Here is a 15,429-nt window from a genome sequence, read left to right on the forward strand (position 1 = left end):
CGAATGAAATCAACCAACATTCTATTCCTCGCCGTATTATTCTTTATCTCTGGTTATACATTTGCACAAAATGAAGCCGAACCTGCTAAAAGGGAACAAGGCCATTACAACACCAATCGATTTAAGCAGCTCAAGGAAGAGTTTGCCACACCAAATATGTTTAGAACTGCTAGTGGTGCCCCTGGTCCGCATTACTATCAACAGCAAGCAGACTATATTATGGATATAGAGCTTGACGATGAAAACAAAAAAATTAGTGGGTTTGAAACGATAACTTACAGTAATAATTCCCCTGACGTTTTGGAGTACCTGTGGGTACAACTCGATCAGAACGTGAGAGCAAAAGACTCGAAGTCACCTTTAATTGAGCCTTCAGAAGTTTCTCCTGCAAATATGCCTTCAACATTTGTTGAAAATTATATGACTGAAGCTTTTGATGGTGGTTTTAATATTCTGGAAGTAAAAGATGCAAAAGGAAATGCATTGAAATATACTATTAATCGTACAATGATGCGTATTGATATGCCTCATGCCTTAAAACCAGGTGAAAAGTTTGAATTTTCTATTAAGTGGTGGTATAATATTAACGACTATATGGTTGTTGATGGTCGAAGTGGTTACGAAACATTTGAAGATGGAAATCGCGGATATGTAATTGCTCAGTTTTATCCAAGAATGGCAGTTTATAATGATGTAGAAGGATGGCAAAATAGTCAGTTTTGGGGAAGAGATGAGTTTGCATTGCCATTTGGAAATTTTGAAGTGAATATAACTGTTCCTGCAGATCATATTTTGGATGCAACAGGAAACCTTCAAAATAGAAAGGAAGTATTTACAAAAGATATGTTGAAGCGTTATGAAGAAGCTCAAAAATCTTTCGATAAACCAGTCTTGATTGTAACACAAGAAGAAGCTGAGGCAGCTTCCAAAGGATTTTCTAAAGCAAAGAAAACTTGGAAGTTTAAAGCTGAAAATGTACGTGATTATGCTTTTGCAACTTCAAGAAGGTATATGTGGGATATGATGGCGGTAAAAATGGGAGCAGGTTCTGTTATGGCAGTTTCATTATACCCACCAGAATCTAATCCACTTTGGGGCGATTGGTCAACTCGTGCGGTTGCTAGTACTCTAAAAACTTTTTCACGAATGACTTTTGATTATCCGTATCCAAAAGCAATTTCAGTAAGTGCTGAAAATCAAGGGATGGAATACCCAATGATATGCTGGAATTATGGAAGACCTGAAAAAGACGGCACAATAAGAGAGCGTATTAAGTTTGGAATGATAAGTGTAATTATTCACGAGGTTGGACATAACTATTTCCCGATGATTGTAAATAGCGATGAACGTCAGTGGACTTGGATGGACGAAGGTTTAAACACTTTTACGCAATACGTTGCCGAGCAAGATTTTGGAGAAACATACCCAGATGCTATAGCACCACATAAAAAGTATCCGTCGCGTCGCGGTCCAGCAAAAAACATCGTAGATTATATGGCAGGTGATCAAAGTCAGTTAGCACCAATAATGACCAAAGGATTAAATGTTTATAGTTTTGGAGCCAATGCATATGGAAAGCCAGCTACAGCATTAAATATTCTTCGAGAAACTGTAATGGGACGTGAGCTTTTTGATTTTGCATTTAAAACCTATGCTAATCGATGGATGTTTAAGCACCCTACTCCAGAAGATTTCTTTAGAACAATGGAAGACGCTTCGGCTGTAGATTTAGATTGGTATTGGAGAGAATGGTTTTACACAACCAACTATGTAGATATAGGTGTAATAGATGTAAAGAAGTATCACGTAACCTCTAAAATGACCAAAGAGGTAAAAGAGATTATCGCTGAACGAGGAATTCTTGAAACTGAAATTCCCGCAATGGTGTATATGGTTACTGAAGATAGCGAGGATTACGAAGAAAGTATGAAAACTGCTAATCTTAAAAATATTCAACCTTTAAAGGATTATATTGAAGAAAATATTCCAGTAGAAGAAAGACCAAGTTTAAAAAATCCGAAGTACTTTCATGAAATTACTTTTGAAAAGCCAGGAGGTATTCCAATGCCTATATTAGCTAAGTACACTTATAGCGATGGAACTTCAGAACGAATTACATATCCAGCTCAAATTTGGAGAAAGAATGATGGCTACGTAAGTAAAGTTATTGCTTCAGAAAAAGAAATTGTAAGGGTTGAATTAGACCCAGAGGAAGAAACTGCAGATATAGATACTTCAAACAATGTTTGGCCAAGACAAAAAGAGCTTGGTGCTTTTGAAGAATTCAAAAATAATTCGAGAAACTAGTAATCTTAAGATTTTTAAAAGTGTCCCTTCTGCGTTATTAAATGTAGAAGGGATTTTTTGTACAATCAATTTATAAAAACTCCCTACTCATCACAATTAACTCATAACTCATTAGTATATTTGCAGTATGATTTTACAGGCTTATTTTCTTTTCATTAGCGGTGCCGAAATAGGATTTATTCTATTCATCATTCTTTTGGTTTTTGGTGCAGACAAAGTACCAGAGATTGCAAGGGGATTAGGAAAGGCTATGCGTCAAGTTAAGGATGCTACAAACGATATAAAATCTGAAATCACCAAAAGTGCCGAAAAGCAAGGTATCGATATTGATATCACTAAGGACGTTCGCCAAGAAATTGATAAAGTAAAAGATGAGGTCGATGAAATAACGGGCCCAATTAAACGAAAGTTCTAAATGTTTGAAAGCCTTAAGGAATGGGATAGGGACCTTTTTGTTTTTTTAAACAGTCTCGGAGGTGAATCTTTTGATTCGTTTTGGCTTTTTACCACACGAATTGAAATCTGGATACCACTTTTTATTTTCTTTGGATTCTTAATCTTTTATTATTACAAAGGTCGAAAGGCTTTAGTGGTCTTAACTTTTTTAGTATTAACATTTTCGGCTACTTACTTATTCACCTTACTTGTAAAAGACTATGTAGGGCGTTTACGACCTAATAATGTAGAAGCCTTTGCCGAACTCATTCGAATTCTTCAAAAACCCAACAGCTATAGTTTTTTCTCGGGTCACGCCTCCTCAAGCTTTGCAATAACAACCTTTGTTGTATTGATGTTACGCAACTACACAAAATGGATTTACTTAGCTTATATATGGCCGATAATTTTTGTGTTAAGTCGGATATTTGTCGGTGTTCATTACCCAAGCGATATCTTTGTTGGAGCCTTAGTAGGAACCGTATTCGCCTTTGTTTTTTACAAATTGTGTAAAAAAATAATAGAAAAAGAATCTTTAGTTCTTCACTCGTGATATTGTCAATCCATCTCGAATAGGAAGAAGAACAGTTTCTAGTCTTGGGTGTGTGTTTAAAGCTTGATTGTATTTTAGAAGTGCTTGTGTATCGATATCGTCCTTCTTTACTTTTTCAACTACTTTTCCACTCCAAAGTACATTGTCGCTTAAAATTACAGAACCTTTTTTTAGTTTTGGAAGAATAATTTCAAGATAGTTTGGATAGTTGCTTTTATCGGCATCAATGAAGACTAGGTCAAAGGTTTTGTCGATTTCTGGAATAATCTCCAAAGCATTTCCTAAATGCTGCACTATTTGATTCCCAAAAGCAGATTCGTCAAAATACTTACGTTGAAAATCCAATAATTCTTCATTAATATCTATGGTATGAAGTTCTCCGTCTTCTTGCATTCCTTCAGCTAGGCACAGCGCAGAGTATCCTGTATAAGTCCCAATTTCAAGAATGTACTTTGGCTGAATCAACTTCGATAACATACTTAATACACGACCTTGTAAATGCCCACTTAGCATCCTTGGTGCAAGTACTTTTTGCCAAGTTTCACGACTTAATTTTTGTAGTAACTCAGGTTCAGGTTGTGAATGACTTTCAATGTAATCGTTTATTTTTTCAGGAAGGAAATCCATTTTTTATAGATGTAAGATTGTAGTTATTAATTTAATTATTCGCCAAGAATACGCTTAACAAGTTTTTCTTTAGCCGCTTCATCATCACCACATAACCATTGAATTACATTATCTTCCCACATAGCATCGGCCTCTGTTTGGGTAATAATTTTGCGGTCCAAGGCAAGATCTAATATTTTTCCAGGATATGATGATTGTGGAGCACTTTCCATTTCTCCTAATGGGTATGGATCGTCAAGTCCTACTAAAACTTGTTTTGCTCCTTGGTTTTTAACTACCAACTCTAACGATCCTGTATCGTGTACAAGCGTATCGAAGAAGATATTTTTGTGTCCTACAGATTTTCTAGGGTGTGTTTTTCCTTCAAATAAGTCTGGGCGACCATCAAAACCTTGTATTCTTCTACCTAGGTTTATTTGCGCTAATTGACCTCCGTGTGCGAAACAAGTACGCATTCCAGGGTATTTATCGGCATAGCCATTTAGCGTTAAAAAGTGATAAGCATCGGCGCATTGTGCCAACATCCAAATAAGGTGAAAACGCCAAGCTGTATTTTCTAATTTTATAAATTTTTCACCATCATAAGGATGAATTTCTACAGCTAAATTATATTTTGAAGCAAGCTCAAATATCGGTTCATTTTCCTCGTCAAAAATACAGCGCCATGTACCGATAGTATCCATATAGTGGGTAGGTAAACACAAAAGTTGCATCCCTAACTCTTCAACACAACGCTCTATCTCCCACAAAGCACCTCTTACGAATCCAGGGTGAACTACAAACCCACAAGTGAATTTTGAAGGATTGTTGTGTTGCACTTTAGCGTTGAAATCGTTTTGAAAACGAAGCGCTTTTTTCATTTCTTCAACGCGTAAACCGTTTCCATAAAGTTGTGAAAGATTTAATACCACAGCGTGGTCTATCTTGAAACGCTCCATCCATTCTAGCTTTTCATTTAAAAAGAAACTAGAGTCTGTAACAGGTCGACTCCAATCTTTTTGAAGCATAAACTTTCTGTCTTTATCTACCCAAAAGATTCCCTTGTCCTGCATAAATTGAGGAATTTCTTCTGGATAGGGTAGAAGGTGAGAATGGCCATTAATGCGGAGTTTTCGTTTCATATCATTTCACTAAGTTGGAGAGTAATAATTATTTTGAAATTAAATTTACAAACTTTTGGTTCTTCCACCATCTACAGGAAGGTTAATCCCATTTATGTAGCTAGCGGCTTCACTCGATAAAAAAGCTACTGCATTTGCAATTTCACCAGGTTGTGCAAAACGTCTTGCTGGTACAAGATTTTTCATAGCCTCGGCAGCTTCTTTTTCTGTATTATTCATTCTTTTAGCTGCATTTGCAACTATATCGTCTAGTCTATCTGTAGCAGTAAATCCTGGGAGAACGTTGTTTACAGTTATCCCGAATTGCCCTAACTCATTTGCCATGGTTTTACTCCAGCTTGCTACAGCTCCGCGAATGGTATTACTTACGCCCAAATTATCAATTGGTTGTTTTACAGAAGTTGAAATAATATTTATTATTCTTCCATAATCCGCTTCTTTCATTCCTGGCACTACAGCCTGAGCTAAAATCTGATTGCATATTACGTGCATTGAAAATGCCTTTTCAAATTCATCAGGTTCTGCTGAAAAAATAGGGCCGCCTTTTGGTCCACCCGTATTATTAACTAAAATGTGAAAAATCTTGTTTGAAACAGCAACTTCTACCTTGTCTTTCAATTGCTGCGGATTTGTAAAATCTGCTACAAAATAATTGTGCTTCTGACCATTGTCGTGTGGAAGCTCAATTAAAGTTTCTTTTAGTTTAACTTGATCTCTTGCAACCAAAGTAACTGTAGCTCCAAGTTTAGCCAATTGTATAGCAGTTGCCCTTCCTATGCCTGCAGTACTTCCGCAGACTAATGCATTTTTATTTGTTAAGTCTATATTCATATCTATTTATCAAAGCGAGTGCAGTCGTAACCATTTCAATAGTCTTTCAACTTTTACAAGGCACCTCGACTGCGCTCGAGGAAAATTTATTTTAATTTATTAGGTTCAATATTTATTTCGTGTTCAACTTCATTCGTATCTAATACACACGTTCTTTGCTTCAGTGAAAAACCTCAAAGCTTCAAATCCGCCTTCACGTCCCACACCGCTGTCTTTTACACCACCAAATGGAGTTCGTAAATCGCGGTTAAGCCATGTGTTAACCCAAACTATTCCCGCTTCAATCTGTTTAGAAATTCGCATGGTTCGATTTAAATCTGAAGTCCATAAAGTAGAAGATAAGCCATATTTAACGGAGTTTGACATATTTAACACTTCTTCTTCAGTATCAAATGGCATAATAGTTACCACAGGTCCAAAAATCTCTTCTTGGTTCACACGACAATTATTGTCGAAAACCTCAATAACTGTAGGTTCTAAATAATATCCGTTTTCAAAATCTTTCACATTAACTCGATTTCCACCGAAAAGTATTTTTCCACCTTCTTCTTTGGCGAGTTTAATATAAGATTCAACTTTTTCTAAGTGAGGTTTGGAAACCAGTGCTCCTATGTTTGTTTCAGCTTGGAATGGATTTCCAACTTTTAGTTGTTTTACCTTTTCAACAAAGTCTCTTTTAAATTTTTCAAAAATTGGTCTTTCAACAAATATCCTACTACCACATAAACAAATTTGACCTTGGTTAGCAAACGATGAGCGTACAGTAACTTCTAGCATTTTCTTATAATCGCAATCGGCAAAGATGAGGTTTGGATTTTTGCCACCTAATTCTAATGACAATTTCTTGAACATGGGAGCGGCAGTACGAGCAATATGTTCGCCAGTTTTTGTGCCACCAGTAAATGAAATTGCTTTAATGTTTTTATGGGTTACTATTGCTTCTCCCGCAGAAGGACCTAAGCCATGAACAATATTCAGAACACCTTTTGGTAAACCAGCTTCCGTACAAATTTTTCCTAAGAGAAAGGCGGTCATTGGGGTTACTTCACTTGGCTTAGCAACTACAGTATTACCTGCAGCAATTGCAGGTGCAATTTTCCATGTAAACAAATATAAAGGTAGATTCCAAGGTGAAATGCAGCCTACAACTCCAAGGGGTTGGCGAAGTGTAAAATTTATAGTATTTAAACCAACACTTTCATGAGCTTCACTTGAAAACTGAGTGATGGCATTTCCAAAAAACCTAAAATTTGATGATGCTCTTGGGATGTCAACAGACAGAGCTAAACTTAATGGCTTCCCATTGTCTTTTGCTTCAGCTTCGGCTAAATCAACTAAGTTTTCTTCAATTAAATCTGCAATTCTTAGAAGAATACGACTGCGTTCGTCGATAGTTGTATTACTCCATTTAGGAAAAGCTTCCTTAGCGGCTTGATATGCATTTTCTATATCGTCCTGATTGGAATTTGCAATTTGAGAATACACTTCTCCATTGGAAGGATTATAATTATCCAACCATTTTTTTGAGAGTGGCTCAACGTATTCGCCGTTTATATAGTTTAGAATTTTCAATGTCAATTTATTTTCAATTTTATCCTGTTCCTCAATTTAACTTTGAAAGGAACAAAGCAATCTTCCTTTAACCTACATATAGGTTGGCGATAACACCTAGTAGTTCTTTGTTTAGCTTTTAACTGGCTTATATGCCATAGCCTTAATCTCGATCACTAAATGTGGGTGCGGTAATTGATGTACTGCGACAGTTGTACGCGTTGGTCCGGTTTCTTTGTTGAAATATTCTGAATATACTTGATTATAACCGCCAAAGTCATTCATGTTTACCAAAAAAGTAGTGATATCAACCACGTCGGCCATTGTTGCACCTTCTGTTGCTAAATAATCTTTTATATTTTCTAATACTGCACGAGTTTGCTCTTTAATGTCGAAATGCATTGTTCCCATTTCGTCAATTTTATTTACGCCTGCAAAAGTATTGTCTGGCAAACGTGAGCTTGTGCCACTAATAAAAATAAAGTCGCCTACGCGTTTAACGTGTGGATATGCACCTCTCGGGGTTGCTTTTCCTTCAACTAATTTGCTGCTGTTTCCCATTGTTAATTTTTTTATTGAATTGTTTCTTTGACATCAAATAATGATGTTTCTAATATTTTAAATAATCAGCTTTCTCTTTTGTGTTGAGAATAACTTGTGTTTGTTTTCTTACTATTTCAAGCTTTTCTTTTAACGACATCGTTTCTGGAAGTTTCCCTTCGTGAATTAGTCCTAAGATAGCATTGTCTTGTGCTCTTCCTAATTTTTTAGCTTCTGAATAGGTAATATCTTCATTAAAGGTAACTAAAGAATACTTGCTGTAATACTCTCCCGGAAATTCATTTTCGAATGCCGTTTCAAGTTTTCTTTTCTTTTGAAATATCTCCATTCCCGTATGAGCTTTCATTTCATCGAAATTGTCAACTGCAAGCTCACCAATAGCATCGGCATCTTTTTTACGGACTTTTTCATATTCATTGAAAATGGTTTCCCAAGATGATTCTCCTGAAGATAAACCATCTTTATATCGATTTAAAATTTCGTCAAAAACTGCTACATCTTCAAAACTAGCATTCATTCCTTGGCCGTAAAATGGAACCATTGCGTGTGCTGCATCTCCCATCAATAAAATCTTCCCTTCGCGTTGCCAAGGATCACATCTTACAGTTCCCATAGAACCTGTTGGATTGGTAAAAAAGATTTCAGTAAGGTTAGGAATTAATTCTAACACATCAGGAAATTCCTTTTGGAAATATTCTTCTACTTTTTCAGGAGTAGTAAGGTTTTCAAAACAATAATCGCTGTTTTTATACGGAAGAAACAAGGTTACAGTAAAACTTCCATCTAAATTTGGTAGTGCAATAAGCATATCTTCACCACGTGGCCAAATATGAAGTGCGTTTTTATAAGTTCTATAACCATTGTTTTCAGCAGCAGGAATTTCGAGTTCTTTATACCCGTGACCCAGCCATTGTTGTGAGATGTTTAAAAGGAATTCCTTGTCGTTTACCATGCTAGATCTTACAACAGATCCAGCGCCGTCAGTTCCAAAAATTACATCTGCGGTATATGTAGTTAATTCACCTGTTTCAAAATCTTCAAAAGTTGCAGAAGGAGTCTTATGATCTACCTCCACGCAGGATTGATTGAAGATTATTTTCAGGTTAGGCATTTTTTCAGCTTCATTTAGTAAAAGTTTATTCAAACCTGGGCGAGAAACTGAGTTGATATATTCATCATCTCTACCGCTATAAGGGCTTAAAAATGTTTTGCCAGATTTCTCGTGAATCATTCTTCCCGTCATTGGGATTAATAGTTCTTTGGCGGCTTCTTCAACACCTGCCAATCGCAAACCGCGTAATCCGCGATCACTTAAGGCTAAATTTATAGAGCGACCAGCATCAAGAGTTACTTTTCGTAAATCGGGTCTTTTTTCTACTAAGGTTATATTGAAACCGTGTTGCGCTAAACGTAAAGCTAAAAGGCTTCCGCAGAGACCAGCGCCTATTACTAAGATATTATGGTTTTTGCTCATTATAAAAATTGTCTGGTCGAGCGCAGTCGGGACAGAGTTATTCAATATTCTGCTAAAGATTTACCTCCTCGACTGCGCTCGGGAGGAATTCTTTTTATTTTTTTAATACTTGCTTTAATTTCTCTGAAAACTTATAAACATCTTCAAAGCTATTGTAAAGAGGAGTAGGGGCGATTCTTATTACATCAGGTTCACGCCAATCACTAATTACTCCTGCTTCTGTTAACTTGTCATGTAAGTTTCTGTCTGCATTTTTCACTTGAATAGAAAGCTGACAACCGCGTTCCTCAGCATTTCGAGGCGTAATTACATTTATAGCATCGTTTTTCATCTCATCTAGTAAAAACTCTAAATAGCCAGTAAGCTTTATGGATTTTTCACGTAGGTTTTCAAAGCCAGCTTCGGCAAAGGTATCTAATGAAGCCCTAATTGCAGCCATCGATAAAATTGGCGGGTTACTTAACTGCCATCCTTCGGCTCCAGGAAGTGCATCAAAATCTTTTCGCATGTTAAAACGGGTGTCTTTATTGTGTCCCCACCAACCTGCAAAACGATTTAAGTCCTTATTGTTTGCGTGTCGTTCATGTACAAAACATCCTCCTAAACTTCCAGGACCGCTGTTTAAGTATTTATAAGTACACCAAACAGCAAAATCAGCACCCGATTCGTGTAAATTTGGTTGGATGTTTCCTGCCCCGTGAGCCAAATCAAAACCAACCTTGCAGTTGTACTTATGTCCCAATTCGGTAATTTTTTTCAAAGGAAAAGATTGACCTGTGTAATAATTGGTGCTGCCAATCATTAATAGAGCAATTTCATCGCCACTTTGTGCCATGATTTCTTCCAAATCTTCAAAACGGCAAAGTTCTTCACCTTCTCTTGGCTTCCATAGAATTAATCCATCTTTAGGGTCAATCCCGTGATGCTTTAATTGACTTTCCATAGCGTATTTATCTGAAGGAAAAGCATCACTTTCTATTACAATTTTATACTTTGTTTTAGTAGGTTGGTAAAACGAAACCATCATCAAGTGAAGGTTTGTTGTAAGGGTATTCATCACGACTACTTCTGAAGGTTTTGCTCCTACAATTTTAGCCATGTTTTTAGTTAGAAATTCATGATAAGGTAACCAAGGGTGTTTCCCTTGTACGTGACCTTCTACACCAAGATTGGCCCAATCCTGTAATTCTTCTTTGATGTATTCTGAAGTAAGTACTGGTTGTAACCCAAGGGAGTTTCCACATAAATAGATTAAATCTTCCCCTGAAGCATTTTTAGGAGTGTGAAATTTTTTTTTGAAAGATGCTAAAGGGTCTTGGGAGTCCTGTTGTTTTGCGTATTCTAAAGTGTTTTGAAACATTTGGATGAGTTAAAATTTTCGTCTTTTCACAAAAATAGGAATTTATATCCGTTTATTTTGTCATATATATTAGCATTAACAGCTGCTTTTTTAAGGTTTTGTAACTTAGTAATTTAGTAGTGGTGATTTTTATTTTTTCACCGATATATCCGTAAAATACAACTTAAAACCGCCTGTTGAGTCTTTGTATGTTTTAGCTATTTCTATACCATTGAAATTTTCATAATCCTCCCAAGTGGTGCTAAGAGAAGGAGTGTCGGCATTTCCTTTTCTGTAGTTCCATTCTCTAATTTTAAAATCTTCGTCATAAAAAAAATCATAAGCATCACCAGGAGTGTATCCTCCTTCACTTCCGTAAACAATTGTAATTTGATTTAATGTGTCTTTTGAAATTGGCGCAACAATGTTTTTCTTTTCAGAAATGGTGATATTTTCATCCCATTTAAGTTGAAAAGGAGTAAGTAACCAATATTTATCGTTAATAAATGCAGCATCGGTTTCAAAATTTAAACTGTCTAATTGCGAACGATTATAGCTAATTGTATCGTTTGCTGAAGTCATGGTAACATCTCCGGATTTTGGATTCCAAGTCCAAGCTCGGTAAAAATGATTGTCGCCGCGATTTACATTGAAAGTAAAAGCTATTTCTGAAATGTCTTTCCAGTTTTTATAGCCGCTTGCATTTGCAATTTTTTCTGCAGTGCTTAGGTTTTCAATAGAAATAGACTGGTTTTGGTTAACGTTTTCAGTTGACTTATTGTTATTTTTGCAGGATACTAAAGAGACTGTAAATAAGATAAGTAAAAGTATATTTTTCATAGCGTGTTATTTCTTGTAAAAATAGCAAAACAAGAGACGCTTAGTCGATTTGTACTTTATTTTATCCTTAAATAGTCTTTTGATTTAGTAAGAAGTAGTTTTGAAATTTAAAATTAAACTATAATTTAATACTAATCTTTTATTATTTGAATAGTGTTTGCGTAAGTTTTAAGGCTATTAAAAGACAAAATACCTTAACTTGCTAATAACTATTATTAGAAAAGACTTCAATAATTTAAATAAAATTGAGTGGAAGATATAATTGAAAAAGCCGAACAATTTGTTTCAAATTTATTTGAAACAAGATTGTCTACAGTAAATTTTTATCACAATATAAATCACACTAGGCGAGTGGTTGAAGATATCTCTCAACTCGCTGAATGGGAGGGATGTTCTGAGGAGGAAACGAAAATCTTAAAGCTGGCTGCTTGGTTTCACGACACCGGCTTCGTAAAAGTTGATAAAGGTCACGAAGAAGTAAGTGTAAAAATTGCTCAGGAGTTTTTGCAATCCAATCAGGTGTCTAAAGATGTTATAGACCTTGTTACAGACTTAATTCTTGTTTCGATAAAAGATTTAAAACCTAAAACAAATCTTCAGAAATTAATAAAGGATGCCGATTGTAGTCACGTAGCTTCCGAAAGTTATTTTGAAATTTCTAATCTTTTAAGAAAAGAAAATGCTTTAAAATTAAACACTTCTTTTACTGACTTGGAGTGGCTTGAAGGAAATAAAGAATTCTTTGAATGGCATAAGTTTTATTCAGATTCAGCAAAATTAAAATGGCAACCTTTAAAGACTTTAAATCTTCGTGAATTAAATGCTAAGATTGATAAAATTAAAGCAAAACAGGCTTCAAAACTAAGCTCGAATAAATTTGGTAGAGGGGTAGAGACAATGTTTCGTGTAACCTTAAAAAATCACATTGAGTTAAGTGCCATAGCAGATACGAAAGCCAATATTTTACTTTCTGTAAATGCCATTATTATTTCAGTGGCACTTTCTAATCTTGTTCCAAAGCTAGACAATTTATCGAATGCTTTCTTGGTATGGCCTACTTTGATTTTAATGTTATTTAGCGTTACCTCGGTTGTATTGTCTGTGCTTTCAACACGACCAAATATCTCTAGTGTCAATGTAACAAAGGAGATGATTATGAATAAGCAAACTAACATTTTATTTTTTGGAAACTTCCATAAAATGGGATTAAAAGATTTTGAATGGGGAATAGATTATTTAATGGAAAATCAAGATGTTCTTTACAATTCACTTACCAAAGACTTATATTATTTAGGATTAGTTTTAGAGCGTAAATACAGACTTTTAAGAATTACCTATACTGTATTTATGTTTGGTATTATTATTTCGGCTTTATCATTTATTATTAGTTATTACAATTTTATGAAACCCTTAAAAGATTTAGTATGAGTAATGTATTAACTTCAGGACCTTTTGTGTCTATGTTGTCTTTTAGGTTTCTTAGAGACAAGTGTTTAGAATTACTAAAGTCTGATAACTCAATAGAACAATTTCAAGCAAGTCAAGTTTTAAATCACTTTAAAGAAAACCTTATTCTTACAGAAGGAATATCTTCCTATGAAGAATATGAACAGCATCAAGAGGTGATAGATCAGCTTATGGGGTATTTGTTTCCTCCAGCCTTAAGTAACAACGAAATTAAAGCGGCAATTGATCCATTGTCTAATTTTAGTTTTTATAAAAGTAGAAGGTTAGCAAAAATACTAGAAGACTCAAATCGTCAAAATCACAATGTTTTAAAGGAAGTTTTTCGGGACCATATTGAGGGGTACGACTTTATTCCTTATGCCATTATTTTGAATTCATATTATCAATTTAATATTGATTTTTACAGGCCGAAAAACTTAAAAATTAAATTGAAAAATGGCGAAGAGAAAAACTATCGCGTAACATTTAATGCCGATTATGTAGAGATCTACCCTAACGAAAGTGCTGTTGAAATTACTCAAGAAGTAGTTGACGAATTATTAGCCAATGCAGAAGATAAAAATGTATGGATGAAATATTTCCCCGAAGGTTCTTGGACGATGGAGGGATTCGGTATCATAAATATGATTGACACTACTTTGGATAACACTATCGACGGTTTTAAAACTCATATGATTCGTCCTAATAATGAAAGTTATAAGTTTTTAGTTGAAGACATTCGTAAGATTTTTGGTATTCCCGATTTACAGCTTGGAAGTTATATTTTAGACAGAAACCAACTTCGACCTCCTTATGATTTAAACTTTAAAATGTTGACGATAGCGTCAAATGATACTATAAATTGTAAGGAATACGCTTGTAATGATGTTTATAATCGCCTGTTTAAAGAGCATAAAACGGTTGTTATTTCTAATGTTGAACGTTATAATGAGTCAACTGGAGGAAATAGCTTAAGTAAATCCTTAATCGATCAAGGCTTGAAGAGTGCGGTGTTAATGCCAATTGTGATTGAAGGGCAGATGATGTTTATTTTAGAACTTGCTACTTACAATGCCAATCAGCTTAACGCTATAAATATGGTGAAGTTAGAGACTTTAATGCCTTTCATTTTAAGTTATTCGGCTAGAACCATAACTGAGTTTAAAAATGAAATTAGCGCCGTAATACAACAAGAGTGTACATCTATTCATCCATCAGTTCAGTGGCGATTTGAAGAGGAAGCAAACAGATACATTCAGAATAGAAACAGTGGTGAGAATGCTGTGTTCAAGGAAATAGCTTTCGAAAACGTTATTCCGCTATATGGTCAAATTGATATTGTAGGTTCTTCCAATGCAAGAAATGAAGCGGTTCAAAAAGATTACAAAGAACAGTTAAGCCAAACAAAACGAATTTTAGAAAAACGTATTGAAGAAAAAAAACTTCCTTTTTACGAACAGTTAGTTTATCAAATCGATAATTTTTTATTCGAACTTAAATTAAACCTTCATACGAGTACCGAACAGGAGATCAACAATTTTTATTCGTCTCAAATATTTCCATTGTTCGATCACCTTCTTAAATCGAATGAGGAGGTTGATGATATTAAGAGGTTCTACGATTGTTTAGATGAAAATTTAAGGTCATTTTACAGAGCGCGTAAGAACTATGACAATACAATTGACAAGATTAATAAAGAATTGTCTAGTTTTATCGATAAGCAACAACGGAAGGCTCAAAATATGTTCCCTCATTACTTTGAGAAATTTAAAACAGATGGGGTAGAGCACAATATTTATATAGGGCAGTCTATTACTCAAGATAAAACATTTCACCTTACAGATTTATACAATCTTCGTGTTTGGCAATTGCAAGTAGCGTGTGAAATGGAAGCTATGTTTTATAAAGCTCAAAAGGACTTTCCTTTAAAATTGAAAGTAGCCTCTTTAATTCTTGCTCACGATGTTCCTTTAAACATTCGTTATAGAATGGATGAAAAGCAATTTGATGTAGATGGGGCGTATAATGTGCGATATGAGATTATAAAAAAGCGAATTGATAAAGCTCATATTAAAAATACAAATGAACGTTTAACTCAGTCACATAAATTATGCGTTGTATATTCAAGTTCTGCTATTGAAAAGGAATATTTAAAGTATTTCGAATTTTTAAAAGCCAAAAACTATATTAGTGACAATATAGAAATAGTTGAAATTGAAGAGCTTCAAGGTGCTTCTGGAATAAAGGCTATTAGAGCAGATTTGAATCAAGATTTGGAGAAAGCCGAGAATTTATTCACCACAAAGGATCTCGAAAGAACATCCTAATATCTTATAAATTTTCT

13 protein-coding genes are annotated in these 15,429 nt (G+C 34.9%); 5 read left to right on the forward strand and 8 right to left on the reverse strand.

Features of this window, described 5'->3' with window-relative positions:
• Positions 1-3: 3 nt before the first annotated feature.
• The 3 genes from H4O20_RS04655 (at position 4) to H4O20_RS04665 (ending at position 3,295) form a co-directional block, all read left to right on the forward strand.
• Entirely contained in the window at positions 4-2,307 is a 2,304-nt protein-coding gene (locus H4O20_RS04655) for a M1 family metallopeptidase (protein WP_185098435.1), read from the forward strand.
• A gap of 127 nt (positions 2,308-2,434) precedes the next feature.
• Entirely contained in the window at positions 2,435-2,722 is a 288-nt protein-coding gene (locus H4O20_RS04660; protein ID WP_185098436.1) for a twin-arginine translocase TatA/TatE family subunit, read from the forward strand.
• Entirely contained in the window at positions 2,723-3,295 is a 573-nt protein-coding gene (locus H4O20_RS04665; RefSeq protein ID WP_185098437.1) for a phosphatase PAP2 family protein, read from the forward strand.
• On the opposite strand, the gene H4O20_RS04670 is transcribed toward H4O20_RS04665, so the two are convergent.
• The 8 genes from H4O20_RS04670 to H4O20_RS04705 all read right to left on the reverse strand — a co-directional run bounded on the left by H4O20_RS04670 (position 3,278) and on the right by H4O20_RS04705 (position 11,639).
• The gene (locus H4O20_RS04670) at positions 3,278-3,922 is read right to left on the reverse strand and encodes an O-methyltransferase (RefSeq protein WP_139855832.1); all 645 of its coding nucleotides are present in this window, start codon (positions 3,920-3,922) and stop codon (positions 3,278-3,280) included. The genes H4O20_RS04665 and H4O20_RS04670 overlap by 18 nt on opposite strands.
• 35 nt (positions 3,923-3,957) lie before the next feature.
• Positions 3,958-5,043 carry an amidohydrolase family protein gene (locus tag H4O20_RS04675; protein ID WP_139855833.1) on the reverse strand — a complete coding sequence of 362 codons (1,086 nt, stop codon included), beginning with the start codon at positions 5,041-5,043 and terminating at the stop codon, positions 3,958-3,960.
• A 45-nt stretch (positions 5,044-5,088) separates the two neighbouring features.
• On the reverse strand, positions 5,089-5,874 hold the full coding sequence (locus tag H4O20_RS04680) for an SDR family oxidoreductase (RefSeq protein WP_185098438.1): 786 nt from the start codon (positions 5,872-5,874) through the stop codon (positions 5,089-5,091).
• Positions 5,875-6,003: 129 nt separating this feature from the next.
• Positions 6,004-7,446 carry an aldehyde dehydrogenase gene (locus H4O20_RS04685; protein WP_139855835.1) on the reverse strand — a complete coding sequence of 481 codons (1,443 nt, stop codon included), beginning with the start codon at positions 7,444-7,446 and terminating at the stop codon, positions 6,004-6,006.
• Between the two features lie 111 nt (positions 7,447-7,557).
• A complete protein-coding gene (locus H4O20_RS04690; RefSeq protein ID WP_139855836.1) occupies positions 7,558-7,986 on the reverse strand; it encodes a RidA family protein in 429 nt (142 codons plus the stop codon).
• A gap of 49 nt (positions 7,987-8,035) precedes the next feature.
• Positions 8,036-9,460: an NAD(P)/FAD-dependent oxidoreductase gene (locus H4O20_RS04695; RefSeq protein ID WP_185098439.1), complete on the reverse strand. Its 1,425-nt coding sequence runs from the start codon at positions 9,458-9,460 to the stop codon at positions 8,036-8,038.
• 94 nt (positions 9,461-9,554) lie between these two features.
• Positions 9,555-10,820, reverse strand: coding sequence for a kynureninase (gene kynU / locus H4O20_RS04700; RefSeq protein ID WP_139855838.1), 1,266 nt, complete (start codon positions 10,818-10,820; stop codon positions 9,555-9,557).
• 129 nt (positions 10,821-10,949) lie between these two features.
• Complete coding sequence (locus H4O20_RS04705; protein WP_185098440.1) at positions 10,950-11,639, reverse strand: hypothetical protein; 690 nt, start codon at positions 11,637-11,639, stop codon at positions 10,950-10,952.
• Positions 11,640-11,888: 249 nt separating this feature from the next.
• Between H4O20_RS04705 and H4O20_RS04710 the strand changes: the two genes are divergently transcribed.
• Positions 11,889-13,067, forward strand: coding sequence for a Pycsar system effector family protein (locus tag H4O20_RS04710; protein ID WP_185098441.1), 1,179 nt, complete (start codon positions 11,889-11,891; stop codon positions 13,065-13,067).
• A complete protein-coding gene (locus tag H4O20_RS04715; RefSeq protein ID WP_185098442.1) occupies positions 13,064-15,412 on the forward strand; it encodes a hypothetical protein in 2,349 nt (782 codons plus the stop codon). The genes H4O20_RS04710 and H4O20_RS04715 overlap by 4 nt, the downstream gene beginning before the upstream one ends.
• Positions 15,413-15,429 lie beyond the last annotated feature (17 nt).

The organism is Aequorivita sp. 609 (assembly GCF_014212065.1).
GTDB lineage: Bacteria > Bacteroidota > Bacteroidia > Flavobacteriales > Flavobacteriaceae > Aequorivita > Aequorivita sinensis.

What these genes read in the sequence shown, in the direction of transcription:
- H4O20_RS04655 (WP_185098435.1), top strand. Translation starts at nt 4, where the DNA reads ATGAAATCAACCAACATTCTATTCCTCGCCGTATTATTCTTTATCTCT.
- H4O20_RS04660 (WP_185098436.1), top strand. Translation starts at nt 2,435, where the DNA reads ATGATTTTACAGGCTTATTTTCTTTTCATTAGCGGTGCCGAAATAGGA.
- H4O20_RS04665 (WP_185098437.1), top strand. Translation starts at nt 2,723, where the DNA reads ATGTTTGAAAGCCTTAAGGAATGGGATAGGGACCTTTTTGTTTTTTTA.
- H4O20_RS04670 (WP_139855832.1), bottom strand. Translation starts at nt 3,922, where the DNA reads ATGGATTTCCTTCCTGAAAAAATAAACGATTACATTGAAAGTCATTCA.
- H4O20_RS04675 (WP_139855833.1), bottom strand. Translation starts at nt 5,043, where the DNA reads ATGAAACGAAAACTCCGCATTAATGGCCATTCTCACCTTCTACCCTAT.
- H4O20_RS04680 (WP_185098438.1), bottom strand. Translation starts at nt 5,874, where the DNA reads ATGAATATAGACTTAACAAATAAAAATGCATTAGTCTGCGGAAGTACT.
- H4O20_RS04690 (WP_139855836.1), bottom strand. Translation starts at nt 7,986, where the DNA reads ATGGGAAACAGCAGCAAATTAGTTGAAGGAAAAGCAACCCCGAGAGGT.
- H4O20_RS04695 (WP_185098439.1), bottom strand. Translation starts at nt 9,460, where the DNA reads ATGAGCAAAAACCATAATATCTTAGTAATAGGCGCTGGTCTCTGCGGA.
- kynU (WP_139855838.1), bottom strand. Translation starts at nt 10,820, where the DNA reads ATGTTTCAAAACACTTTAGAATACGCAAAACAACAGGACTCCCAAGAC.
- H4O20_RS04705 (WP_185098440.1), bottom strand. Translation starts at nt 11,639, where the DNA reads ATGAAAAATATACTTTTACTTATCTTATTTACAGTCTCTTTAGTATCC.
- H4O20_RS04715 (WP_185098442.1), top strand. Translation starts at nt 13,064, where the DNA reads ATGAGTAATGTATTAACTTCAGGACCTTTTGTGTCTATGTTGTCTTTT.